A 25,048-nucleotide genomic window follows, 5' to 3' on the forward strand; every position below is an offset into this window, starting at 1 on the left:
TGCAGGTACGGGCTCGGCTTCCCGCTCGGCGGCGGGCTCCACAGCGGGCTCCGCGACTCGCCGCAGCACCTCCAACGCCTCGTCCGCGCCCGGCCGTTCGTCGGGGTCCTGCGCCAGCAGCCCCCGCAGCAGCGGCGCCAGCGGCCCGGCCCCGGCCGGGGCCTCGCGGGGCGCGCCGGAGAGGACCGCGGCGACGGTGGCCTCCATGGTCTCCCGGTGGAAGGGCGACACCCCCGCGACCGCCTCGTACAGCACCACGCCGAGCGACCACAGGTCGGACGCCGGGCCGGGCCGCCGGCCGCCCATCCGCTCGGGTGCGCAGTAGCGCAGCGAGCCGAAGAACTCCCCGGTCACCGTCAGCGACGTCTCACCCTCGATCCGGGCGATGCCGAAGTCCGTGAGCACGACCCGTCCGTCCGTTCCGAGCAGGACGTTCGCGGGTTTCACATCGCGGTGCAGGACTCCGCCGGCATGCGCGGCGCGCAGCCCCTCCAGCACCGGCAGCACCAGCCGTGCCGCCTCCGCCGGGGCCTGCGGGCCCTCCCGGTCGAGCAGGTCCGCGAGGGTCTCGCCGCGTACGAGCTCCATGACGATCCACGGGTGGTCGTCGTGCAGGATCACGTCGTGGATGGTGACGACCGCTGCGTGGTCGACGCGTGCCGCGGCGCGCGCCTCCCGGCGCATGCGCTCAACTGCCGCGCCCCGCTCGCCCGTCGGCTCGCCGTGCGCCCTCCGGTCGGTGAGGTACGCCGGTACGTGCATCTCCTTGAGCGCCACCTCGCGCTCCATCAGCACATCCCGCGCCACCCACACCGCGCCCATGCCCCCGGCGGCGAGCCGCTCCCCCAGCCGGTACCGGTCACCGACCAGGCGCTCGTCCCGCCCGCCGGCATCCGTACGCACCGCGGAGCCGCCGTTCACAGGCCCCTGCCCCCGGACACTCCGTCACTGCCCGGCCGGTACGCACATCCCCCTCCATTGGTCATGTGCTCATCATTCAGCATGTGGGAGGCGTGTGACGAGAGAACAGCAGCGGAGTCACGCACTGCGCCCGAAAAGGGACGCGGGGAACGGCGCAACAAGGGGCGCGGGGAACGGCGCGATAAGGGGCGCGGGGAACCGCGCAAACCACACGCGAACCGCAGCCGCCCGCTCCACCCGGGGCCGGCCGAAGCCGCGCACAAGGCGACCCGCAGCGCTCACGGCCCCGCGGAGCGCACACCGCGCACACCGCGCTCACCGCGTGACGCGATACGTGTCGGCCACGTCCTCGAAGACGCGGTCGATCTCCTTCTTCTTTCCCTCCGAGCCCATGACCAGCAGTACGTGGTACCGGCCGTCGAGAATCACGGCCCTGTTCCGCGCGTACACCTGCCGGCCGCTGTCCTGCCAGCCGAACGTGCCCTCGGCCATGGACGTCTCGCCCACATCGATCCGCCGCAGCCCGGATGTCGTCGCCCAGTCCGACGCACGGTACGCGGCGAGCTCCGGCTCGTCGTCCGACTGGTACGCGCTGGGGTCCTCCCCGTACTTCCGCGTCGTGTCCCGGCCCTTGACGATCACCATCTCGACCTGGCCGCCGTTGTACCGCACTTGGCCGTTGCCCGGCGTGGACCTCCGGTCCCAGGCGTCCGGTACGGCGATCCGGAAGCCGGCCGGGTCCTTGCTGAGCTTGTAGCCCTCCGGCATCTTCGCGTCGGCGGGCGCCGTACGCTGCGGCTGCCCGGCGCCCTTGCCGTCACCCTTCCCGGAACCCTTGTCCTTCCCGGAACCCTTCTTCTCCCCTGAGCCCTTGTCCTCGGCCGCGCCGCCCTTGTCCCGGCCGGTCCCCCGACTCCCGTCCGACGAGGGCCCGTTGTCGGGGACCTGTACCGAACCGCGCTGCTGGCCGCCCTGCCCACCGCTCTCCGTACCGCCCCCGGGCATGAACCACATCGCGTACAGCACGACAGCGGTCAGCCCGAACAGCACCAGCCCGACGATCCACCAGCCCAGACTGCGGGGGCTGCGCGAACTCCCGGACCTCTTGGCCGCTTTGGGCGGCTTCGGAGGCCGCGGCGGCTTCTCCGCACGCGGCTGCTTCTGCGTACGGGGCGGTTTCGGCGCGCGGGGCGGTTTCGGCGCGCGGACCGGCTTCTGCGCCTTCGTACGCCGCTCCCGCGACGGCGGTGCCTGCCGCACCTGTTGGGTCACATACGCCTCTCGGGGCGCCTCCGCCCCGTCCCACCCCGGCGGCGGCTCGGGCGGCTCCTGCGGCAGGCCCGTCTCGCCGGGCGGCGCCACCGGGGCGATCGACCGCGGCCTGCCCCGCTTGTGCCGTCTGCGCTCCGTCGGCCTGGGTCGCTCCTCCGTCCGTACAGACCGCGCGCCCCGCCCGCGGCCGCGCCGCCGCCGTACGAGCTCGCCGCGCCGTCGCAGGATCGGCAGCCGCCGCGGATCGGACGGCCGGCCCGGCTCCAGCGAGGGCGGCGCGACGACCGTACGGTGCCCTGCCTCGGGCTCCGGCGCCGACCGCACCAGCGACCGCAACCAGCCCCGCAGCTCCTCGAAGTCCGGCCGCTCCGTGGGGTCCTGACGCATCAGCGACTCGACGACGGGCCGCAGCGGGCCGCACTCCTCGGCGAAGGCCGGCGGCTCGGCGCACACCAGCTGCACCAGCTCGGCGGCGCTCTCCTCCGGATACGGGGCGTGCCCCTGAACGGCCCGGAACAGCAGCGCGCCGAGCGCCCACAGGTCCGCGGCGGGGCCGACGGGCGGCGCGAGCCGCCAGTTCCGGTGAACAGGCCCTGCCTGTTCGGGAGACCAGCGCTCGGTGACGGGGCCGACCACGGTCATCCGCGCCTGGCGCGCCCGTTCGGCGGCCAGCGCGGTGCCGGGCCCGCGATACGTTTCCCCTCCCGCGCCCCACGCCTGTGCGTCCTCGCCGTACGGGCCGGGGCCGCCCCTCTCCGCGTCCGTCTCGGGGTCCGTGTCGGGGTCCGTGTCCGGGTCCGTGTCCGGGTCCATGTCCGGGTCCGTTCCGGGGTGCGGGTCCGGATGTCCGGACCGGCCCGGCTGTACGCCCCGGGCTTCCCGTACGTCCGTGTACGCCGGCCCCTCCGGGCCCGCGCCCGCCCCGGCCGGCTCCTCGTGTCCGCCCGGGCCTTCGTACCCGGCCTCTTCGTCCGTACCGGCCGCTTCCCGCCCGGCGGACGACGCGTGTTCGGGCCCCGCACCTGTCCCCGTGCGCCACGACGTCCACACCGAACGGCTCGTGGCCTGCCGGGCTCCCGGCACGCTCGTCGGGCTCACCTCGTCGCCGCCGGGCGGCAGCCAGGCCACGTCCTCGTCCGGTACGGGTGAGGCCCCGGTGGCGGACTGCTCCCCGTCCGGGTCGCCCGCGGGCAGCGCCCACCAGTCGCCCTGACCCTCAGGGGTTCGCCCGGTGCCGCCCCGTACCTCGGCGGCCCGCCGCGTCCCCGCCCGGTACGCCGCTATCGCCCCGCGCCGCGCGGCCCGCAGGTGTGCGTCCGCGCCCACCTCACCGGTGCCGGCGTGCGTCTCGTAGCCGTACGTCTCATCACCGCGCGACTCGTGACCGTGCGCCTCGTCACTGCGCGTCTCGTAGCCGTATGTCTCGTCACCGTGCGTCTCGTAGCCGGGCCGCACCACGGGGGGCCCGGCTCCGAACTCCCCTGCCGGGGTGCCCTGTTCAGGGTCGGAGCCGGCCCCGTACCCGGGGTGCGGACCGTCCTCCGGCGGAAGCCCCTCGAAGCCGAAGATGCCCGGGCCCCGGCGGTCCTCCCAGCGCCCCTCCAGGCGTTCCTCCCCGGCCTCACCCTCGTACTCGTAGTCGGGGTCCGGGTCGTACTCGGGCTCGTCGCTCTCCCACGCCGCGAAACCCTCGGGCAACGGACTGCCGGTCCAGGTCGCGGGAGCGTCCGGAGCCGCGTACGCGCCGCCGTTCCCCGGCCGCCGGGGGCCCGGTGCGGCCGCGTGCTCATCACCCGGGCCACGACGGCCGGTTGCGTCACTCGCGAAGCCCTCCCGGCCCTCGCCGCCGTCCCGGACGCCACCCTGACCGGAGCCCTCACGGCCCGAAGCCCACCCGGAACCGCCGTTGCCGAAGCCGTCACCGCCGGCCCGCTCGAACCCACCGGGACCGGACCCGTAGCCGTCCCGCCCGGAGCCCGCACCGCCGGCGCCCTCGAACCCGGTGCGATCGGCCCCGTACCCGCCGTACCCGCCGGTCCCGTCCTCACCGGCCCGGCCGCCACCGAACTCGCCGCCGCCACCGCCCTCTTCACCACCCGAAACGCGCTCGTACGCGTCGTCGCCCCGGTCCGCGCCCTCGTCCCCGCGCTCCTCGGCGGAAGGCACCGGCGCGGCCGCGACCGCAGGCGTCGGGTCGTAGCCGCAGAGCGCTTCCTCCGCCGCGCCCACCGCCAGGCCGGTCAGCACCGCCCGGCCGTCGTCGCAGATGAGCACCGTCTGTGCGGTGACGTTCCGGTGGGTCCAGCCGTACGCGTGCACGGCGCGCAGCGCGGCCAGCAGATCCGCCGCGATCTCCGCCGCGCGGTGCGCCTCCAGCGGCCGCTCCGTCAGCAGCGACGACAGCGGCCGCGCGGGCACCAACTCGCTGACGACCCACAGCCCGTCGCCCTCGACGAAGACGTCGTAGACCTGGTCGAGCCGCGGATGATCCGGTATCCGTCCGGCCGCCCACGCGGCTTCCACCGCACGCCGCACCGTGGGGTCGGCGGGCCGTCTGGTGGCCCGCCCCGAGCCCGCGAACCCGTCGGGCGCACCCGCCGCACCGTACGGCCGGCCACCTCGCGCGTCCGCTCCCCCGTCGACGACTTCCGCGTCCACGACCTCCGGCAACGGGATCTGCCGTACGAGCACTTCCTGGTCACTCGCCGTGTCGAAGGCGACGACCGCCGTGAACTCACCGTGCGGTCCGGCCTCTTCGGTCTCACCGGCCCCGGCGGCCCGACGGCCCCGCAGGGCACCGGCCTTCCCCGCAGTCCCAGCGGAACCGAACGCTCCGGCGCGAGGGCGCGGCAAACGGTAGCGATCCGCCAGCAATCGCCCCGTACCATCCGCGTACTCGTCCACGACGCCTCCCCAGAGCGCGCGAGACCGCCAAACCTCACTAATTCCCAGTCGCATCCGCTCTATTGCGGACGTTTACGGCCTACGGTGCTTCACGATACGTGTCCATGCGGTCCCGCGCCGCCGTACCGCAGACTCCGTCCGCTCATGCCTATCCCCCGCCCGGCACCCGCGGAACCCCGGAACCCTGCCGGTGGCATACACGGACCGCAACCGTCCGCACGGGCGCGGAACCGCGTGTGGCCCCGCGGACACACAGTCCGCGGGGCCACACGCCCGGTTCGAAGAGGGCCTTCGGGGAGGGTCTTTCGGGACGGCCTCAGCCCTTGGGCTTGAACGTCTTGAACGCCGTCTCCCGCAGCTCACGGCACTCCTTGCCGTCCCACTCCGAGGCCTTGCACGTGATCATGATGGCGTAGCCGTTCGAACCGTCCACCTTGAAGCCGCGGTTGAGCACCCGCACCTTCTGGCCGTTCTCCTCGCGGGTGAACTTCCAGTCGGCGACGGTCGGATAGCCCCGCCAGCCGACCTTGTCGATACCGATCAGGTTGTACCCGGTGCTGCTGCCGCGCACGGCGGACTCCGCCTGCCGCCAGGACTTGGCGGCGTCCCCACCCGGCGCGTTGGTGTGGTCCACCTGTATCTTCGGCAGGCTTCCGGCCGAAGCGCCGTACTTGCCGCCGGAGTTCTGCCCGGCGACGCCCGTACGCTGCCAGCCGCCGGGGAGCGCCATCCGGAAGTGGAAGCGGCCGTCCGCGACGTTCTTGAACCCGTCGGGCAGCGCGGGCTTCCCGGACTTCCCGCCGTCCTCGCCCTTGTCCTTCCCCTCGTCCTTCGAGGAGTCGTCCGAGGCGCTGGGGCTCGGGCTCGCGGAGGGCGAGCTCTTGTCGCCGCCCTTCCCGCCGTCGCCCTTGTCCTTGCCGGCGCCCTTGTCGTCGGAGGCTCCGGCGGAGGCCGCGGGCTTCCCGCCGTTCGCCCCGTCGTCCTCACCGCCGTTCGCGACGGTCGCGATGACGGCCGCGACCAGCACCAGCACGGCCACGACGGCCGCGGCGACGGCGAGCGTACGCCGCGAGAAGCGCTCGGTGAGCGTGCCGAACACCGAGGTGCCGCTGCCCGTGCTCCCGCCGCCACCGGCCGTGCCCTGTACGGCAGTTCGGGCGTCACCGGTCCCCGCGGCACCCGCCGCGGCGCCGGTCTCCTCGGGCAGCGCGCCCTCGCGGTCCTGCGCGCCGCTCCCGGTCCCGGAAGCCGCCGCGCCCTTCCCGGTCCGCGCCCCGGTCCCGGAAGTCCCCCCGGAGGAGGCCGCCTTCCCGCCGGACGCCGTGCCCGCGCCGGTGCCCGTCTCACCGGTGCCCGTCTCACCAGTGCCCGTCTTGCCGGTGCCCGTCCTGGTCCCGGCGGCCGCCGCACCGGCTGCCGCCGCGGCGCCCGCACCCGCCCCGGTCCGTGTCCCGGACTTCGACTTCGCCCCGGACCACCCCTTGGGCCCGGACCTGCTCTTGGTCCCGGACCCCGCACCGGCACCGGAAGCGGAGGCGGCACCCTGGCCGCCGTCGCCCTCGTCCTCCTCCGGCGGCGCCGGAGGAAGCGCCACCGACGTGGTGGCGTCCGGGACTTCGGCCACCGCGGCGGCACCCGTCGCGACCGGCTCCAGCAGCGACCGCGCCCCGTCGACGTCCAGCCGCTTGTCCGGGTCCTTCACGAGCAGCCCGTAGATCGCCTCGGACAGCTCGGCCGCCTTCTCGGACGGCGGCACCGGCTCCGTCATGACCGCGGTCAGCGTGGAGATGGCCGAGCCCTTGTCGTACGGCGGCCGGCCCTCGACCGCCGCGTACAACAGCCCGCCCAGCGACCACAGATCGGCGGGGGTGCCCGGCGGCTTGCCGCGCGCCCGCTCGGGAGAGATGTACGACGGCGCCCCGACGAGCATGCCGGTCGACGTCACCGAGGGGTCGCCCTCGACCTTCGCGATACCGAAGTCGGTGAGCACGACACGTCCGCTGCCCTCTTCCAACAGCACGTTGGACGGCTTCACATCGCGGTGCAGAATGCCCTCACGGTGCGCGGCGCGCAGCACGTCGAGCACGGCGAGCCCGACCTGCGCGGCCCGCTTCGGGGTGAGCGGCCCGTCCTCACGAATCTGGTCGGCCAGCGAACGGCCCTCGACCAGCTCCATCACGATCCACGGCCGGTCGTCCTCGTCGACCACGTCGAAGACGGTGATCGCGCTGCCGCTGCGGATCCGGGCAATCGCCTTGGCCTCACGCAGCGTACGAGTGATGAGGCGCTGCTTCTCGTCGTCGTCAACGCTGTTCGGGAAGCGGAGCTCCTTCACCGCGACCGTACGGCCCAGGATTTCGTCCTCGCCGCGCCACACGGTTCCCATACCACCGCGCCCGAGGACATCCCCGAGCCGATAGCGACCGCCTACCAGCCGACCCATGTCCTCGCTGCTCATGAAACCCCTTGTGTCCCCTCTGCGATGAGCCCACCCCCAGCGGAGACTTCATTGTGAACCATCGCTCCGACAAGGCGTGTAACGGGGGCTGCACAGCGACCTCACACTGTCCTCACGAGTCCACTGCGCTCCCCAACACCCCCACGCGACACGCCCCACCAAGGTTCCCTCCCCCGAACAACAACAAGATCACGATCCCAACCACCCCTGCACGCCGCTGTATCAAGGGGCGAACAGAGGCATTCCCAGAGGGTCCGGATGCGACTGCCAGGGCCCCGTTGTCAGTTCCCGCCCGGGGACGCCTTCTCGTCGGCCTTCATGTCGAAGTTGATCGTCTTGCCCTCGACAGAGGTCACCTTGACCGCCACGCCCAGGGTGCTGTTGTCATCCGCCGTCAGCGTGCACCGGGTGGTGGTGCCGGCCTTCCCGACGAGGTCCTCGGGACAGGTGACATCCGGCTTCGGCCGGCCCGTCCGGGCAGCGAGCTTCTCGGAGACCTCGGCTGCCAGCTTGTCCTTCGCCAGCTTCGGGTCGGAATCTCCGGCGCCGGCCGAGAACGAGCAGCCGGCAAGCAGCACACCAGCAGCAATGGCCGAAAGACCCCATGCTGCCGCGGACAATGGAGCTTTGGTCATTGAGGAGGACCCACTTCAGGTAACCGGGACACAAAGACGCGGAAAGTATACGCGGCAGATCCGATTCGGGTACGTGGACAGAGGAACTGCAGACATCGGCCGAGCAGGTGTCCGCCGTACTGAACGTCGGACATAATCGCCTTCCATGAATGTGCTGATGCCGGTGCTCATGTTCCTGGTTGTGGGCGGGATCCTCGCCTTCGCCGTCACCATGTTCGTACGCAGCCGTAAGAGAGACGCCGGTGGCCTGGCGGACCAATCCGCCGCCATCCAGCTGGCGCAGGAGCGCGGCTGGGATCACCAGCAGACCTCGTACGGGGCGATCGACCGGCTCTGCGGCCTGGCACCGCTGCCCGTCTCCGGGAGCAATCTGCGGGCGTGGAATTACATCACCGGCGAGTTCCGGGGTCGCGGCTTCTGCTGCTTCGTGTACGTGACCGGCACGAGCGGAGTGAACGACAGTCCGGGCCGCGATCAGCCCACCTTCTGGTCAGTATTCGCGGTGACCGCGCCGGGGCCAGGGCCCGGGCTCGTCCTGCGGCGGCCGCAGGCGCTCGACGGGATGACGCAGCAAGGGCGCCAAGTGCGACTTGGCGTACCGGAGTTCGACGAGAATTTTCGCGTATTCTCGGACGACGAGCAGTTCGCCCGCAACGCCTTGACCGGTGGCGTGGCACAGTTCCTGCCCACGGACCTGCGGGCCGAGAAGGACGCCCCGATCCGGCTGCACAACAACGAATTGCTCACCTGGTACAAGGGGCGCCTCAGCCCGCAGGGAATCGACGAACGACTCAACTACCTGTGCGACGTACTGGACCGGATCCCGCCGCAGGTGTGGTCGAGGGTCTGAGAGGCATCAGCCCGGAACTCCGAATGCCGGCGCACTGATGCGCCGGCATCTCACAGTTCCCGGTGAGGCCCGATGAGACTCAACCCGCTCTAGAACACCTTGCCGAGCGTGTGATCCCATGCCGACTCGGCTCCGTCGCCGACCGCACTCGCCGCGTCGCCGGCCGTCTCACCGACCTTGGCCGGGTCGAGGGTGACCTCAGCGCCGGCCTTCCCTCCGAGGCCCAGGCCGACGCCGGCCTCACCGCCGATGTGCCACTTACTGTCCGAGCCCTTGCCGATGTCCGCTCTGGCCGAGACCCCGGCTCCGGCCCACGCCTCGCCCTTCACACCGGCACCGATGCCGGCCACATCGGCGGAGGCCGACCCCTCGGCCTCCGCACCGGCGAACGCCTCCGCACCCAGCTGCGCCCCGTCCTTGCCGGCCCGGACGCCTGCCTCGGCGTTGGCGCCGGCGAAAGCGCCGGCCTGCGACCGGGCGCCGAGGATCCCGTACTCGGCTCCGCCCTTGACCTCGGCCTTTGCGAGATACGCGCTGCCCGAGGCCTTCGCCTCCACGTTCCCGTCCGAGACTCCGGCGGATGCGGAGCCGTCCACCCCGAGCACCGAGACGCCGGCGCTTCCCGTCAGCTTGACGCCGCCGACCGTGGTCTCGCCCTTGGTTTCCGCGGACCAGACGGCGGCGCTGCCGCTGACACCGGCGAGCTGCACCGACCAGCTGGGCTTGTTCGGGGCGTTGGGGTCTCCGGCGGGAGCGTTGGGGTTCTGGTAGCCCCACAGCCTCTTGCGCTGGTCCGCCGGGACATTGCCGAGATTGGCCAGCTCCGTACCGACGCCGGCCTGTCCGAACCCGAGCTCCTTGGCGGCCTGACCTGCCTGGACAAGCCAGCTCGGGCTGTCCTTGGCGCCGCCGGACTGTCGGCCGAGTTCAGTCGTCAACTCGTCGGCCGCACGCTCCACATTGCTCTTTGCCTGGCTGAGCGCGTGTTCGGCTGTCTCGTGCTCGCCTTCGGCCCACTTGTCGATCGCATCGCCCGCTCGCCCTTGGGACCAGGACAACGCATGGCCGTACTCGGTGAGGGCTGTCCCCACTGCTGACAGTTGCCTGGAAGCTACGTGCCAGTTTCTCTTTTCTCCGTCGAGGCTGTCCCAGAACGCATCACTGGCGCGACCGGTCCAGTCGGGAATCCTCATGCCACGCAGGTTGTCGCCGACCTGGTCGAATTTCTTCGCCCAGCGCTTCATCGTCGAAGCCAGGTCGAACACTTCACTGACGTCACCGGGAATGAGCTCTTGGGGATCTGTCGTAGACCCGAGCGCTGCTGCCACCGCTTCCCCCCCCCGTTCTCGCCCGACTGGCCTTAGTTGTCCCGGTGGTTCACCTGAATACCGTTCAACAGTTCGCGAACTGTTTCATCCGCTCCCTTGAAGGCAGCGTGCCCCGAGAGGAGCCCTTTCGCGTGCCCTGCTGTGCTCCCACTGAGAGCTTGGCCGGCCACCTGCCATGTGCCGCAGAACCTCACGAAAGACGATCCCGCGCCCGCGTCACCGAACGAGCCGCTCTTCCCCGCCGGCGTCTCGAGGTCGAACCCCTCGGTAGGCCTCAAGCACTCGATGACGTCCCTGGCGCCCTTCTTGAGAACGCCATCCCCCACAGTCAGATCACCCATGGCAGGCTCCCTCGGCCAACTCCGGCCATGAGCACAATTGTTGGGGCCCATGCCGTTGAGAAGCGGCACTGTAGCACCGGAATAACATGGCATCAGGTGACAGAATGAGGAACTGCGGACTCGAAGAAGGAGCCGCCCCGCCCGGCTGCGGTGTGCCGCGATTACCGGTCAACGGCCGGGAGATTCCGCACCGTTGCTTTCTCACCGTCGGCGCGGGCTGCTTCCGCACACCTTTCCGACTGGTGAGACTCACGGCGTTCGTGGACGTAGCGGTCGCCACCCCCGAAGCGGAACGACCGCGGCCCCACCATCCCGAAGGGGCAGTGGGGCCGCGGCGCGACGGGCCGTCAGAGGGGGACGATGTCGGGGGCGCCGAGGCGGGCCGCGTCCGCCGTCTGGTCGTCGGGCTGGCGCTGCGACTCGCGCTCCGCCTCCACCCGCTTCTCGTAGTGCGCGACTTCGCGCTCCACCTGGTCCATGTCCCAGCCCAGCACCGGCGCCATCAGCTCAGCGCACTCCCGCGCGCTGAGCGTGCCCCGGTCGAAGGTCTCGATGGAGATGCGGGTACGCCGGGTCAGCACGTCGTCGAGGTGCCGCGCCCCCTCGTGCGTGCACGCGTACACGACCTCGGCCTTCAGATAGTCGTCGGCGGCCGGCAGCGGCTCGCCCAGCTTCGGGTCGGCGGCGATCAGCTCCAGCACCTCCTCGGCCAACGACCCGTAGCGGTTGAGCAGATGCTCCACCCGCACCTCGTGGATGCCGGTGCGCGCCGCGATCCGCGCGCGCGTGTTCCACAGCGCGTGATAGCCCTCCGCGCCGGCCAGCGGCACGTCCTCGGTGACGCAGTCCGCCACCCGTACGTCGAGGCCGTGCACCGCCTCGTCGACCGCGTCCTTCGCCATCACCCGGTACGTCGTGTACTTGCCGCCCGCGATGACGACGAGCCCCGGCACCGGGTGCGCCACCGTGTGCTCCCGCGACAGCTTGCTCGTCGCCTCCGACTCGCCCGCGAGCAGCGGCCGCAGACCCGCGTACACACCCTGGACGTCGTCCCGCGTCAACGGCGTCGAGAGCACCGAGTTCACGTGCTCCAGCAGATAGTCGATGTCCGCGCTGGACGCGGCCGGATGCGCCTTGTCCAGGTCCCAGTCGGTGTCCGTCGTGCCGATGATCCAGTGCCGCCCCCAGGGGATGACGAACAGCACGCTCTTCTCCGTACGCAGGATCAGACCCGTGGTCGAGTTGATCCTGTCCTTCGGGACGACGAGGTGGATGCCCTTCGACGCGCGTACGTGGAACTGCCCGCGCTCGGCGATGAGGCCCTGCGTGTCGTCCGTCCACACACCGGTCGCGTTGACGACCTGCTTGGCCCGTACCTCGAACTCCCCGCCCTGCTCCAGGTCCTCGATCCGGGCGCCGACGACCCGCTCGCCCTCACGCAGGAAACCGACCACCCGCGCGCGGTTCGCGGCAAGCGCCCCGTACGCCGCGGCCGTACGCACCAGCGTCGCCGTGTAGCGCGCGTCGTCCATCTGCGCGTCGTAGTACTGCAACGCGCCCACCAGCGCGTCCTTCTTCAACGCGGGGGCGACACGCAGCGCGTGATGGCGCGACAGATGCCGGTGCGTCGGCAGCCCGCGGCCGTGCCCCGAGGACACGGACATCGCGTCGTACATGGCGACGCCCGCCCCCGCGTACAGCCGCTCCCATCCCTTGTGCTGCAGCGGATACAGGAACGGCACCGGCTTCACCAGGTGCGGCGCGATCCGCGAGAGCAGCAGCCCGCGCTCCTTCAGTGCCTCCCGTACGAGGGCGAAGTCCAGCATCTCCAGATAGCGCAGCCCCCCGTGGATCAGTTTGCTCGACCGGCTGGACGTGCCCGACGCCCAGTCGCGGGATTCGACGATGCCGGTGGAGAGCCCGCGCGTCGCGGCGTCGAGCACGGTGCCGGCGCCGACCACTCCCGCGCCGACGACGAGTACGTCGAGCTCGCGTTCGGCCATCTTCGCGAGTGCTTCGGCACGCTGCTCCGGTCCCAGTGTCGCTGTCCTCACCGCTGCCTCCAGTGACGTGTGGCTGTTCGTCGATGTCTGACTGCGTCCCCCAGGGCCTCCCCCCGCCGATGCTCCCCCATTTCTACGACTTTGACCTCACGCTGGCATGGCCGTGCTCCCAATCCCGCATATCTGTCATATAGGCGCTTAACCTGACAATGCGCTGAGCACAACTCCGCGCTGAGCGCTGCGAGAGGAGGAGGTCCGCCGTCATGCCCGCAGATCTCGCCGTACTGGGTCTCGGCCATTCGGGGCTCTCTGTGGCCCAGGCGGCCATCGCCGCCGGCATCGGGGCCATCGGTTACGACCCGGACGAGCACACCGTCGCCGACCTCAACTCCGGCCGCCCGCCCACGAACGGCTCGCTGTCCCCCGCGGCCATCCGCCGGATGCTCTCGGGGGGCTTCCGCGCCACCAGCGACCCCGCTGTGCTCGGCCGCGCCCGCACCGCCGTCATCTGCGCCCCCACGCCGCTCGGCGAGGACAGCGCGCTGGACCTGACCGCGGTACGCGCCGCCGCTCACACGCTCGCCTCCCAGCTGCGTCCCCGTACGACCGTCATCGTCGAGTCGACGGTGTACCCGGGGAGTACGGAGGAAATCCTGCGACCCCTGCTGGAGGAGGGGTCAGGGTTGCGCGCGGGACGCGACTTCCATCTCGCCCATTCCCCCGCACGGGTCGACCCCGGCAGCCGCGGCTTCGGTTTCGCGAACACCCCGAAGGTCATCGGCGGCCTCACCCCCGCCTGTACGGAGGCCGCCGCGGCGTTCTACGGCCGGCTCACCGACAAGGTCGTCCGCGCCCGCGGCCCGCGCGAGGCCGAGACGGTCAAACTGCTGGAGACCAACTACCGCCAGGTCAACATCGCGCTCGTGAACGAGATGGCGGTCTTCTGCCACGACATCGGCGTGGACCTGTGGGACGTCATCCGCTGCGCGGAGACCAAGCCGTTCGGCTACCAGGCCTTCCGGCCGGGCCCCGGCGTGGGCGGCCACGGCGTACCGGTCGACCCCACGTACCTCTCGTACCGCAGCCGTTCCCTGGGTTACCCACTGCGGATGATCGAGGTCGCCCAGGAGGCGAACGCGCGGATGCCCCGGTACGTGGCGCAGCGCGCCGCCGCGCTGCTCAACGAGCACGGCAAGTCGGCCCGCGGCGCCCGCATCCTGCTGCTCGGCGTCACCTACAAGCCGGACCTCGCCGACCAGGAGGGCGCGCCGGCGCGGGAAGTGGCCACCCGCCTCAAGGACCTGGGCGCGCAGCTGAGCTTCCACGACCCGTACGTCTTCCAGTGGCACGTCGCGGGGCGCCCCGTTCCGCGCGCCGACGCGCTGTACGAGACCGCGGCGGCCGCGGACCTCACCGTGCTGCTCCAACACCACCGCACGTACGACCTGCAGGGCCTGGCCGCCAAGTCCCAACTCCTCCTCGACACCAGAGGAGCCACCCCCACAGGAGCCGCGCACAGGCTGTAGCGAGGTGTGGGCAGCTGGTCCGCCCAAGGGGCGGAACGGGTGGGCACACCGGACCGCACCCGCGCAGGGAACCGCACCCCGCACCCCAACGCATGCGCCCCGGGCGCAGCCCGGACACGCAAAGGGGCACCCCACAAGGGGGTGCCCCTAAAAACCGGCGAGGCTCAGCGCAGCGCTACCGCGCGACGATGACCTCAACCCGCTGGAACTCCTTCAGATCGGAGTACCCGGTCGTCGCCATCGCCCGCCGCAGCGCCCCGAAGAAGTTCATCGAACCGTCCGGCGTGTGCGAGGGACCGTGGAGCACCTCCTCGGTGGTGCCGACCACGCCGAGGTCCATCCGCTTTCCGCGCGGCACATCCTCGTGCACGGCCTCCATGCCCCAGTGGTGCCCGCGCCCCGGCGCGTCCGTGGCGCGCGCCAGCGGCGAACCGATCATCACGGCGTCCGAGCCGCACGCGATGGCCTTCGGCAGGTCGCCGGACCAGCCGACGCCGCCGTCCGCGATGACGTGCACGTAGCGGCCGCCGCTCTCGTCCATGTAGTCCCGCCGGGCCGCGGCGACATCGGCGACGGCAGTCGCCATCGGCACCTGGATGCCGAGCACGTTCCGCGTGGTGTGCGCGGCGCCGCCGCCGAAGCCGACGAGCACGCCCGCCGCGCCGGTACGCATCAGGTGCAGCGCCGCGGTGTACGTGGCGCAGCCGCCCACAATGACCGGCACGTCCAGCTCGTAGATGAACTGCTTGAGGTTCAGCGGCTCGGCCGCGCTCGACACGTGCTCGGCGGAGACGGTCGTGCCGCGGATCACGAAGAGGTCGACGCCCGCGTCCACGACAGTCTTCGAGAACTCCGCGGTGCGCTGCGGCGACAGGGCCGCGGCGGTCACGACGCCGGAGTCCCGGACCTCCTTGATCCGCTGGCCGATCAGCTCTTCCTTGATCGGCTCGGCGTAGATCTCCTGCATCCGCCGGTTCGCGGTGACCTCGTCCAGCTCGGCGATCTCCGCCAGCAACGGCTCCGGGTCCTCGTAACGGGTCCACAGGCCCTCGAGGTTGAGCACACCGAGGCCGCCCAGCTCGCCGATCCGGATCGCCTGGCGCGGCGAGACGACCGAGTCCATCGGCGCGGCCAGGAACGGCAGCTCGAACCGGTAGGCGTCGATCTGCCAGGCGATCGAGACCTCCTTCGGATCACGTGTGCGGCGGCTCGGCACCACGGCGATGTCGTCGAAGGCGTACGCCCGCCGCCCGCGCTTCCCGCGCCCGATCTCGATCTCAGTCACGTCTCTGCCCTTCAGCCTTCGCTCTGTCGTGCCGTCCCAGTATCTCCGCTGCGCCTTCCCGGGAGACACTGCGCCCCTCGGACGCCGTACCCCCTACGGGGCACGGCGCACACACGGCGCGCCGGAACAGCGGCAATTCCCCGTACTCGCTCAGCGGAGCCCGCGGCCGGGGAAGGCCACGGGCTCCGGGAAAAATCAGTGCTGCGTCAGCGCCGCGAATAGTTCGGCGCCTCGGTCGTCATCTGGATGTCGTGCGGGTGGCTCTCCTTGAGGCCCGCCGACGTGATCCGGACGAAGCGGCCGTTCTCCTTCATCTCCGGGATCGTGCGCCCGCCGACGTAGAACATCGACTGCTTCAGACCGCCGATCAGCTGGTGCGTCACGGCGGACAGCGGGCCGCGGTACGGCACCTGGCCCTCGACGCCCTCCGGGATCAGCTTGTCGTCGCCGCTGACCTGCTCCTGGAAGTAGCGGTCCTTGGAGTACGAACGGTCGTCGCCACGCGTCTGCATCGCGGCCAGCGAACCCATGCCGCGGTACGACTTGAACTGCTTGCCGTTGATGAACAGCAGCTCGCCCGGCGACTCCTCACAGCCGGCCAGCAGGCTGCCGAGCATCACCGTGTCGGCGCCGGCCACGATCGCCTTGGCGATGTCGCCGCTGTACTGCAGGCCGCCGTCGCCGATGACCGGGACGCCCGCGCTCTTCGCGGCCTCCGCGGCCTCGTAGATGGCCGTGACCTGCGGAACGCCGATACCGGCGACGACACGCGTGGTGCAGATGGAGCCCGGACCGACACCGACCTTGATGCCGTCCGCGCCCGAGTCGACGAGCGCCTTGGCGCCCTCGCGCGTCGCGATGTTGCCGCCGATGACGTCGACCGACGAGTTCGACTTGATCTTCGCGACCATGTCGCCGACGAGCCGCGAGTGGCCGTGCGCGGTGTCCACGACGATGAAGTCGGCACCCGCCTCGATCAGCGCCTGGGCCCGGTCGTACGCGTCGCCCGCGACGCCGACCGCGGCGCCGACGACGAGCCGGCCCTCGCTGTCCTTCGCCGCGTTCGGGTACTGCTCGGCCTTCACGAAGTCCTTGACCGTGATCAGGCCCTTGATGACCCCGGCGTCGTCGACCAGCGGCAGCTTCTCGATCTTGTGCCGGCGCAGCAGCTCCATGGCCTCGACACCGGAGATCCCGACATTGCCGGTGACCAGCGGCATCGGCGTCATGACCTCGCGGACCTCACGCTCGCGGTCCGACTCGAAGGCCATGTCGCGGTTGGTGACGATGCCGAGCAGCTTCCCGGCGCCGTCCGTGACCGGCACGCCGCTGATACGGAAGCGCCCGCACAGCTCGTCGGCCTCCCGCAGCGTGGCGTCCGGGCGGATGGTGATCGGGTCGGTGACCATGCCGGACTCGGACCGCTTCACGCGGTCGACCTGGTTGGCCTGGGCCTCGATCGAAAGATTGCGGTGCAGCACGCCGACGCCGCCCTGACGGGCCATGGCGATGGCCATCCGCGACTCGGTGACCTTGTCCATCGCCGCGGACAGCAGCGGGACGTTCACCTTGACGTTGCGCGAGATGTGGGAGGCGGTGTCGATGTCCTGCGGGGCCATGTCCGACTCGCCTGGCAGCAGCAGCACGTCGTCGTATGTCAGCCCGAGCATGGCGAATTTGGCGGGGACTCCGTCGACGTTGTCTGTCATGACACCTTTCCAATGCTTGCCACGGCGGGAAGCCCATGCTATCGGTCCACGAGCACTGCCCGGACCGTCTCCGGAGTGGGGGAACCACAGGCTCCGCTACTGCTCTGCGAGGGCCCGCAGCCTGCTCAGCGCTCTGTGCTGGGCAACGCGCACGGCCCCGGGGGACATTCCGAGCATCTGCCCCGTCTCCTCCGCGGTGAGCCCGACGGCGACCCGCAACAGCACCAACTCCCGTTGGTGGTCGGGCAGATTGGCTAGGAGCTTCTTCGCCCACTCCGCGTCGCTGCTGAGCACCGCGCGCTCCTCGGGACCCAGCGAGTCGTCGGGGCGCTCCGGCATCTCGTCGGACGGCACCGCGGTGCTGCCGGGTCCGCGCATGGCGGCGCGCTGCAGATCGGCGACCTTGTGCTGGGCGATGGCCACGACGAACGCCTCGAAGGGTTTCCCCGTGTCGCGGTAGCGCGGCAGCGCGCAGAGCACGGCGATGCAGACTTCCTGCGCGAGGTCGTCCACGAAGTGCCGGGCGTCGCCGGGCAGTCGGGTCAGTCGCGTGCGGCAGTAGCGCAGCGCCAGCGGGTGCACATGCGCGAGAAGATCGTGGGTCGCCTGCTCGTCCCCCTCGGCGGCGCGCTGTACGAGGGCGCTCACGACCGCCGTCTCGTCGTGCCCGTCATCGCGCATCGGTCCATGGTGCACCGACGCCGTACGATCCGCGGCACCGCGCCCGTAGTTGTGCACCGAAGCGTTATGAGCAGGCGCACTGGCCCTCATGTCCCGCGCCCTCCCCTCACGCCTGACCGGCCGGTCCCCGAGGAACTCCATACTCCAAGCATGCGGCACGCGCGAGATTACGTGCCGCCCTGCCGCCCCCGCCTTTCCCCTGCCGGCCCCTCGTCGCGGCGAGAAGACCCGGTCGGGGCAGGCGGGCGGGTGGCGAACGTGAGTCGAACGTGAGTTAGCGCACGAGACCCCAGCGGAAGCCGAGAGCCACCGCGTGTGCCCGGTCGGAGGCGCCGAGTTTCTTGAACAGACGGCGCGCGTGGGTCTTCACCGTGTCCTCGGACAGGAAGAGCTCCCGCCCGATCTCGGCATTGGACCTGCCGTGACTCATGCCTTCGAGGACCTGGATCTCACGCGCCGTCAGAGTCGGCGCGGCCCCCATCTCGGCGGAGCGCAGCCGGCGCGGCGCGAGCCGCCACGTCGGGTCCGCGAGCGCCTGCGTGACCGTGGCACGCAGCTCGGCACGCGAAGCGTCCTTGTGGAGATAACCGCGGGCGCCGGCCGCCACGGCCAGTGCCACGCCGTCGAGATCCTCGGCCACCGTCAGCATGATGACCCGGGCGCCGGGGTCGGCGGAGAGCAGCCGCCGAACGGTCTCCACTCCGCCGAGTCCAGGCATCCGGACGTCCATCAGAATCAGATCGGAGCGGTCGGCGCCCCAGCGGCGGAGGACTTCCTCGCCGTTGGCCGCCGTCGTCACACGCTCGACGCCGGGAACGGTCGCCACCGCGCGGCGGAGCGCCTCTCGGGCAAGCGGGGAGTCGTCGCAGACGAGGACGGATGTCATGACCGCCCTCCGCAGCTGATGCGCATCACCTTGAGCCTCCAGGCTGCTGTTGAATCGTCACCTGTGCGGCCGACGGCCTCGGAGAGCAATACCCGAGCCGGTCTTCCGTCAACCGCTTCCGCCTTCTCAACGACGGTCACCCAAAAGAGTTACGGCCTTCTGCGGCCACATTCGGCACTCTACGTGATCACCCGTACACGGTTCAGCCGCATCGCAGGGCTGCCGCGACCCCCGGAAGTCTTGTCCGTTTTTGCCCTACTTGACGGCGCTTCCTTCCGTTTCGTGATTTCTATGACTAGATTCTCAATGAGTCATATTTACGCACGATTGACTGGTGAGCCTCAGGGCGCCTTCGAGAGGACACGTGATGGCAGACTTCTCCCGCCTTCCGGGCCCGAACGCCGACCTGTGGGACTGGCAGCTCCTGGCCGCCTGCCGCGGTGTCGACAGCTCCCTCTTCTTCCACCCCGAAGGGGAGCGCGGTGCGGCCCGCAGCGCGCGCGAGACCTCCGCGAAGGAGGTCTGCATGCGCTGCCCCGTCCGCTCCGAGTGCGCGGCGCACGCGCTGGCGGTCCGGGAGCCGTACGGCGTGTGGGGCGGCCTCACCGAGGACGAGCGTGAGGAACTGATGGGCCGCGCCCGCAACCGCATGTCCACGGCCGCGGGACCGGGCCGTGCCCCGGAACCGAGCAGGGCGGCCGGCTGAGCAGAAACGTTCCAGCAGGACGGTCCCACGGAGCCGTTCCGACGGAGACCGCCGAACAGAGACAGTCGAGCAGAGCCGGAGGAGCAGAGCCGCCCGAAGCCGGGTCCGGGCACAGTCCGGGCCCGGCTTCAGCGCGCGGCCGCGGTCTCCAGACGGTCCAGCATGCCGGCGACGGCGGGCACCCGGGCCAGGTCCGGCAGCGTCAGAGCGACGACCTCGCGCCGTACGGCCGGGGACACCCGGACCGTACGGGCGCCCTTCGGCTGTACGGACTCGACCGCGAGCTCCGGCAGGACGGCCACGCCGAGGCCCGCGCCGACCAGTCCCACGACGGCCGGATAGTCGTCGGTCGCGAAGTCGATGCGCGGGGTGAAGCCCGCGGCCTCGCACACGTCGACCAGGTGCTTGCGGCAGCGCGGGCAGCCGGCGATCCACGGCTCCTCGGCGAGCCGGCCGATCTCCACTTCCTCCTCGCCTGACTGCGCGAAGGGGTGCTCCTGCGGGACGAGTCCGACGAGCCGGTCGGTGAGCAGCGGCCGGACGACGAGGTCGTCCCACTCGGGCGAGGGCTCATAGCGGAAGGCGAGCGCGATGTCGCACTCCCCCGCGCGCAGCATCTCCACCGAGCGCGGGGGCTCCGCTTCCACCAGCGACACGCGGGTGCCGGGGTGGTCCGTACGCATCGCCGCGACGGCTGTCGGCACCAGCGACGAGCTGCCGCTGGGGAAGGAGACCAGGCGTACGCGCCCGGCGCGCAGGCCCGCGATGGCGGCGACCTCCTCCTCGGCCGCGGTCAGCCCGGCGAGGATGCCGGCCGCGTGCCGCAGCAGGGCCTCGCCCGCCTCGGTGGGGCGGGTCTCCCGTCCCGTGCGCACCAACAGCGGTGTCCCGGCGGACTGTTCGAGGGCTTTCATCTGCTGGCTGACGGCCGGCTGGGTGCAGCCCAGCTCGCGGGCGGCGGCGGAGAACGAACCGGTCTGGACGACCGCGCGCAGGACACGGAGATGGCGGGCCTCGATCACACTCCCGAGCATAAGGCGGGCTTGGGCGGAACCGGAAAATACCGCCGGCCCCTTTCATCCGGTCGTCTCCCCGACGAGACCCCGGCCCCGGGCGTGCGCGAAGGCGTACGGGCTGGGCTCTCGGGCCGCGGGCGGTCGTGGATAGCGTGCCCCCATGACGACAGCGTTGATTACGGGAGCGACAGCGGGCATCGGGGCGGCGTTCGCGCGGCGGCTGGCCCGCGACGGACTCGACCTGGTGCTGGTGGCCCGCGATGCGGAACGCCTGCGGGCCGAGGCGACAGAACTGCACGACCGGCACGGTGTCGAGGTGTCGGTGCTCTCCGCCGACCTCGCCACGGATGAGGGCATCACGTCGGTCGAGGACCGGCTGCGGGACCCGGACCACCCCGTCGATCTGCTGGTGAACAACGCCGGGTTCGGCAACAAGGGCCGCTATCTCGACGTCCCGATGGCGGATGAGCTGACCATGCTGAAGGTGCACTGCGAGGCGGTGCTGCGGCTCACCTCGGCGGCGGCGGAGAGCATGCGCGGGCGGGGCCGCGGCGGCGTGGTGAACGTCGCCTCGGTGGCGGCGTTCGTACCGCGCGGCACGTACGGCGCGAGCAAGTCGTGGGTCGTGCAGTTCACGCAGGGCGCGGCGAAGGACCTGGCGGGCACGGGGGTGCGGCTGATGGCGCTGTGCCCGGGCTTCGTCCGTACGGAGTTCCACCAGCGGGCCGGCATGGACACCGGCAACATCCCGGACTGGATGTGGCTCGACGCGGACAAGCTGGTGGACGCGGCGATGCGGGACCTGGCACGGAGCAAGACCCTGTCGATTCCGGACCCGCGCTACAAGGTGGTGATGGGCGCGGTGAAGCTGATGCCCAGCGCGCTGATCTCCCGCGCCTCCTCCACGACGGGCCGCAAGTACGGGCCGCAGTAGGGCAGTTCGTCCCGGGCCGGCCCCCGCACCGGGCCGCGCACGGACGAGGCCCGGCGCCCCCGTGCGGGGGTGCCGGGCCTCGGGGGCCGGTACTCCGTACCGGCCCTTCGTGCGACTGCGCTCAGTGCGCGTGGCCGTGGCCGTGGCCACCGCCCTGCGCCTCTTCCTCCTCGGCCGGCTTCTCGACGACCAGGGTCTCGGTCGTGAGCAGCAGCGAGGCGATGGAGGCGGCGTTCTCCAGCGCGGACCGGGTCACCTTGACCGGGTCGATGACGCCCTCCTTGACGAGGTCGCCGTACACGCCGGTGGCGGCGTTGAAGCCCTGGCCCTTCTCGAGCTCGCTCACCTTGGCGGTGATGACGTAGCCCTCGAGGCCGGCGTTCTCGGCGATCCAGCGCAGCGGCTCGACGACGGCGCGGCGGACGGCGGCGACGCCGGTGGCCTCGTCGCCCTCCTTGCCGAGGGAGTTCTCCAGCACCTTGGCGGAGTGCACGAGCGCCGTGCCGCCACCGGAGACGATGCCCTCCTCGACCGCGGCGCGGGTCGCGGAGATGGCGTCCTCCAGACGGTGCTTCTTCTCCTTGAGCTCGACCTCGGTCGCGGCACCGACGCGGATGACGCAGACGCCGCCGGCCAGCTTGGCCAGGCGCTCCTGCAGCTTCTCGCGGTCCCAGTCCGAGTCGGTGTTCTCGATCTCGGCCTTGATCTGGGCGACGCGGGCCTGCACGTCCTCGGACTTGCCACCGCCGTCGACGATGGTGGTGTCGTCCTTGGTGATCGTGACGCGGCGGGCGGTGCCCAGCACGTCCAGACCGGCCTGGTCGAGCTTGAGGCCGACCTCCTCGGCGATGACAGTGCCGCCGGTGAGGGTGGCCATGTCTTGCAGCATCGCCTTGCGGCGGTCGCCGAAGCCGGGGGCCTTCACCGCGGTCGCGTTGAAGGTGCCGCGGATCTTGTTGACGACGAGGGTGGAGAGCGCCTCGCCCTCGACGTCCTCGGCGATGATCAGCAGCGGCTTGGAGCCACCGGACTGCATGATCTTCTCGAGCAGCGGCAGCAGGTCCTGGATGGAGCTGATCTTGCCCTGGTGGATCAGGATGTACGGGTCGTCGAGGACGGCCTCCATACGCTCCTGGTCGGTCACCATGTACGGCGACAGGTAGCCCTTGTCGAAGGCCATGCCCTCGGTGAAGTCCAGCTCCAGGCCGAAGGTCTGGGACTCCTCGACGGTGATGACGCCGTCCTTGCCGACCTTGTCCATCGCCTCGGCGATGAGCTCGCCGACCTGCTTGTCCTGGGCGGACAGCGCGGCTACGGAGGCGATGTCCTCCTTGGAGTCGATCGGCCGGGCCGTGGCGAGCAGGTCGTCGGAGACGGCCTTGACCGCGGCGTCGATGCCCTTCTTGAGGGCGGCCGGGGAGGCGCCGGCGGCGACGTTGCGCAGGCCCTCGCGGACCAGCGCCTGGGCCAGCACGGTGGCGGTGGTGGTGCCGTCACCCGCGATGTCGTTGGTCTTGGTCGCCACCTCCTTCACCAGCTGCGCGCCGAGGTTCTCGTACGGGTCCTCGACCTCGACCTCACGGGCGATGGTGACGCCGTCGTTGGTGATGGTCGGGGCGCCGAACTTCTTGTCGATGACGACGTTCCGGCCCTTGGGGCCGATGGTCACCTTGACCGTGTCGGCGAGCTTGTTGACGCCGCGCTCGAGGGCGCGACGGGCGTCCTCGTCAAACTTCAGGATCTTCGCCATGGCAGCTGTTGGGTCCTCTCAAACGAACCGCGCCCCGGCCCCGGTCATCCCTTGAGTGCGGATGCGGGAACCAGGGCGCGGATCAGAAGCGGTCTCTTCCGGCTTCGGTGACTTACTTCTCGACGATCGCGAGAACGTCGCGGGCCGAGAGGACGAGGTAGTCCTCGCCGCTGTACTTCACCTCGGTGCCGCCGTACTTGCTGTACAGCACGATGTCGCCGACCTTCACGTCGAGCGGCAGGCGGTTGCCGTCCTCGAAGCGACCCGGACCAACGGCGAGGACAGTGCCCTCCTGGGGCTTCTCCTTCGCGGTGTCCGGGATGACCAGGCCGGAGGCCGTGGTCTCTTCGGCGTCGAGCGGCTGGACCACAATCCGGTCCTCGAGCGGCTTGATGGCAACCTTGGAGCTGGCGGTCGACACGATCCGACCTCCCCCTTCGGAGTTCTCATCACGGGGTCTTATGTCTGGGGTGGCGACCTGGTAGATCCGTCGTCGCGGGTGCCGGATCTGCCCGTCGCGTATAGCTGGCACTCACCGGGGGAGAGTGCCAGGGTCGAGATTATGCCGCGGTTAGCACTCCGTCAACCAGAGTGCCAATGGCTCGCCGAAGTACCGGAACCCGGCGGTCTCCGGCCCGCCCCCGCGCCGGGACAATGGGGGCGTGGATCTTGACGCTTTCACCGCACTGCTGACCGCCGAGGGGCAGGACCTGCTGCACGGCCTGCGCGACTACGACGCGGGCGACGAGCTGGCCGTGGCCACCCGGCTGCGCCGCGAACACCCCGCCGGTCTGGTCTCCGCGGCGCTGGCCCAGGCGCGGCTGCGGCAGCGCGCGGTGGCGAAGTTCGGCGCGCGGGACGCGGCACGGATGTATTTCACGCCTGACGGCCTCGAACAGTCGACCCGTACGGCCGTCGCCACGCGGCGCGCCCGCCGCTTCGCCGAGGACGCGGGCGTACGCCGGCTCGCGGATCTGTGCTGCGGCATCGGCGGCGACGCGATCGCGCTCGCCCGCGCCGGGATCTCCGTACTGGCCGTCGACCGGGACCCCGTGACCTGCGCCGTCGCCCGGGCGAACGCGGAGGCGCTGGGGCTGTCCGGCCTGATCGAGGTGCGCTGCCAGGAGGTCGGGGACACCGATGTGTCGGACTGTGACGCGGTGTTCCTCGATCCGGCGCGGCGGGGCGGCCGGGGCCGGGTGTTCGATCCGGAGGCGTATTCGCCGCCGCTGAGCCGGTCCGTGGAGGTCGCCCGCCGGGTGTCGTACGCGGCGCTGAAGGTGGCCCCGGGCATTCCGCACGAGGCCGTCCCCGAGGACGCCGAGGCCGAGTGGGTCTCGGACGGCGGGGATGTGAAGGAGGCCGTGCTGTGGTTCGGGGAGGGCGTGCGCGCCGGGAACGTACGAGCGACTCTGCTCCCCCGCGGTGACAGCCTCGCCGGGCGCGGGCTGCCCGACCCGGAGCCGGGGCCCGTGGGCCGCTATCTGTACGAGCCGGACGGGGCCGTGATCCGGGCGCACCTGGTGAGCGAGGTGGCCGAGCAGGTGAACGGGCGGCTGGTGGACCCGACGATCGCGTACGTGACGAGCGACGAGCTGCACCCGACGCCGTACGCGACCGTCTACGAGATCACCGACGAAATCCCCTTCAACGTCAAGAAGTTGAGGGCCCTGCTGCGGGACCGCGGAGTCGGCGTGGCCACCGTGAAGAAGCGCGGCTCCGCCGTCGAGCCCGAGGAGCTGCGGAAGAAGCTCAAGCTCCAGGGCCCGCACTCGACCACGGTGTTCCTCACGCGGGTCGCCGGAGCGCCCACGACGCTGCTGGGTCACCCGGCGGGGTGACT

General features: G+C 71.2%; 17 protein-coding genes and 2 pseudogenes. 5 read left to right on the forward strand and 14 right to left on the reverse strand.

What is annotated here, in order from left to right; all coding sequences use genetic code 11:
- Positions 1 to 129 precede the first annotated feature (129 nt).
- The 4 genes and pseudogenes from AC3AGO_RS14850 to AC3AGO_RS14865 form a co-directional block, all read right to left on the reverse strand.
- Positions 130 to 822, reverse strand: a pseudogene (locus AC3AGO_RS14850) (serine/threonine-protein kinase); the annotation flags it as partial.
- Between the two features lie 414 nt (positions 823 to 1,236).
- Positions 1,237 to 5,097, reverse strand: coding sequence for a hypothetical protein (locus tag AC3AGO_RS14855; RefSeq protein ID WP_487820676.1), 3,861 nt, complete (start codon positions 5,095 to 5,097; stop codon positions 1,237 to 1,239).
- A gap of 316 nt (positions 5,098 to 5,413) precedes the next feature.
- Positions 5,414 to 7,483: a serine/threonine-protein kinase gene (locus AC3AGO_RS14860; protein WP_487820677.1), complete on the reverse strand. Its 2,070-nt coding sequence runs from the start codon at positions 7,481 to 7,483 to the stop codon at positions 5,414 to 5,416.
- Between the two features lie 353 nt (positions 7,484 to 7,836).
- Positions 7,837 to 8,190 (reverse strand): DUF4333 domain-containing protein, encoded by a 354-nt coding sequence (locus tag AC3AGO_RS14865; protein WP_487820678.1) that lies wholly within the window; start codon positions 8,188 to 8,190, stop codon positions 7,837 to 7,839.
- 145 nt (positions 8,191 to 8,335) lie between these two features.
- Between AC3AGO_RS14865 and AC3AGO_RS14870 the strand changes: the two genes are divergently transcribed.
- On the forward strand, positions 8,336 to 9,040 hold the full coding sequence (locus tag AC3AGO_RS14870; RefSeq protein ID WP_487820679.1) for a hypothetical protein: 705 nt from the start codon (positions 8,336 to 8,338) through the stop codon (positions 9,038 to 9,040).
- Between the two features lie 89 nt (positions 9,041 to 9,129).
- Here the strand turns inward: AC3AGO_RS14870 and AC3AGO_RS14875 are convergent.
- From AC3AGO_RS14875 to AC3AGO_RS14885, 3 genes and pseudogenes are all read right to left on the reverse strand, one after another.
- A pseudogene (locus tag AC3AGO_RS14875) lies at positions 9,130 to 10,377 on the reverse strand (putative T7SS-secreted protein); the annotation flags it as partial.
- Positions 10,378 to 10,400: 23 nt separating this feature from the next.
- Positions 10,401 to 10,709, reverse strand: a complete 309-nt coding sequence (locus AC3AGO_RS14880) for a hypothetical protein (protein WP_487820680.1) — start codon at positions 10,707 to 10,709, stop codon at positions 10,401 to 10,403.
- A 347-nt stretch (positions 10,710 to 11,056) separates the two neighbouring features.
- Complete coding sequence (locus tag AC3AGO_RS14885) at positions 11,057 to 12,763, reverse strand: glycerol-3-phosphate dehydrogenase/oxidase (protein WP_487820681.1); 1,707 nt, start codon at positions 12,761 to 12,763, stop codon at positions 11,057 to 11,059.
- A gap of 212 nt (positions 12,764 to 12,975) precedes the next feature.
- On the opposite strand from AC3AGO_RS14885, the gene AC3AGO_RS14890 reads away from it, so the two are divergent.
- Positions 12,976 to 14,238, forward strand: coding sequence for a nucleotide sugar dehydrogenase (locus tag AC3AGO_RS14890; RefSeq protein WP_487820682.1), 1,263 nt, complete (start codon positions 12,976 to 12,978; stop codon positions 14,236 to 14,238).
- Between the two features lie 175 nt (positions 14,239 to 14,413).
- Here the strand turns inward: AC3AGO_RS14890 and AC3AGO_RS14895 are convergent, their stop codons facing one another.
- The 4 genes from AC3AGO_RS14895 to AC3AGO_RS14910 all read right to left on the reverse strand — a co-directional run bounded on the left by AC3AGO_RS14895 (position 14,414) and on the right by AC3AGO_RS14910 (position 18,799).
- Positions 14,414 to 15,523, reverse strand: a complete 1,110-nt coding sequence (locus tag AC3AGO_RS14895; protein WP_487820683.1) for a GuaB3 family IMP dehydrogenase-related protein — start codon at positions 15,521 to 15,523, stop codon at positions 14,414 to 14,416.
- Positions 15,524 to 15,729: 206 nt separating this feature from the next.
- Entirely contained in the window at positions 15,730 to 17,232 is a 1,503-nt protein-coding gene (gene guaB, locus AC3AGO_RS14900; RefSeq protein ID WP_487820684.1) for an IMP dehydrogenase, read from the reverse strand.
- 96 nt (positions 17,233 to 17,328) lie between these two features.
- Positions 17,329 to 17,913: a sigma-70 family RNA polymerase sigma factor gene (locus AC3AGO_RS14905; protein ID WP_487820685.1), complete on the reverse strand. Its 585-nt coding sequence runs from the start codon at positions 17,911 to 17,913 to the stop codon at positions 17,329 to 17,331.
- Between the two features lie 274 nt (positions 17,914 to 18,187).
- On the reverse strand, positions 18,188 to 18,799 hold the full coding sequence (locus AC3AGO_RS14910; RefSeq protein ID WP_345747978.1) for a response regulator: 612 nt from the start codon (positions 18,797 to 18,799) through the stop codon (positions 18,188 to 18,190).
- Between the two features lie 367 nt (positions 18,800 to 19,166).
- On the opposite strand from AC3AGO_RS14910, the gene AC3AGO_RS14915 reads away from it, so the two are divergent.
- Entirely contained in the window at positions 19,167 to 19,505 is a 339-nt protein-coding gene (locus AC3AGO_RS14915; protein WP_487820686.1) for a WhiB family transcriptional regulator, read from the forward strand.
- A 128-nt stretch (positions 19,506 to 19,633) separates the two neighbouring features.
- Here AC3AGO_RS14915 and AC3AGO_RS14920 read toward each other — a convergent pair whose 3' ends face one another.
- Complete coding sequence (locus tag AC3AGO_RS14920) at positions 19,634 to 20,527, reverse strand: LysR family transcriptional regulator (protein ID WP_487820687.1); 894 nt, start codon at positions 20,525 to 20,527, stop codon at positions 19,634 to 19,636.
- Positions 20,528 to 20,681: 154 nt separating this feature from the next.
- Between AC3AGO_RS14920 and AC3AGO_RS14925 the strand changes: the two genes are divergently transcribed.
- Positions 20,682 to 21,455, forward strand: a complete 774-nt coding sequence (locus AC3AGO_RS14925) for an SDR family NAD(P)-dependent oxidoreductase (RefSeq protein ID WP_487820688.1) — start codon at positions 20,682 to 20,684, stop codon at positions 21,453 to 21,455.
- 121 nt (positions 21,456 to 21,576) lie between these two features.
- On the opposite strand, the gene groL is transcribed toward AC3AGO_RS14925, so the two are convergent.
- Both groL and groES read right to left on the reverse strand, forming a co-directional pair.
- Positions 21,577 to 23,205, reverse strand: coding sequence for a chaperonin GroEL (gene groL, locus AC3AGO_RS14930; protein ID WP_487820689.1), 1,629 nt, complete (start codon positions 23,203 to 23,205; stop codon positions 21,577 to 21,579).
- A 112-nt stretch (positions 23,206 to 23,317) separates the two neighbouring features.
- Entirely contained in the window at positions 23,318 to 23,626 is a 309-nt protein-coding gene (gene groES, locus AC3AGO_RS14935; RefSeq protein WP_487820690.1) for a co-chaperone GroES, read from the reverse strand.
- Positions 23,627 to 23,867: 241 nt separating this feature from the next.
- On the opposite strand from groES, the gene AC3AGO_RS14940 reads away from it, so the two are divergent.
- On the forward strand, positions 23,868 to 25,046 hold the full coding sequence (locus tag AC3AGO_RS14940; protein ID WP_487820691.1) for a THUMP-like domain-containing protein: 1,179 nt from the start codon (positions 23,868 to 23,870) through the stop codon (positions 25,044 to 25,046).
- Positions 25,047 to 25,048: the final 2 nt, after the last annotated feature.

The organism is Streptomyces sp. BL1 (assembly GCF_057628045.1).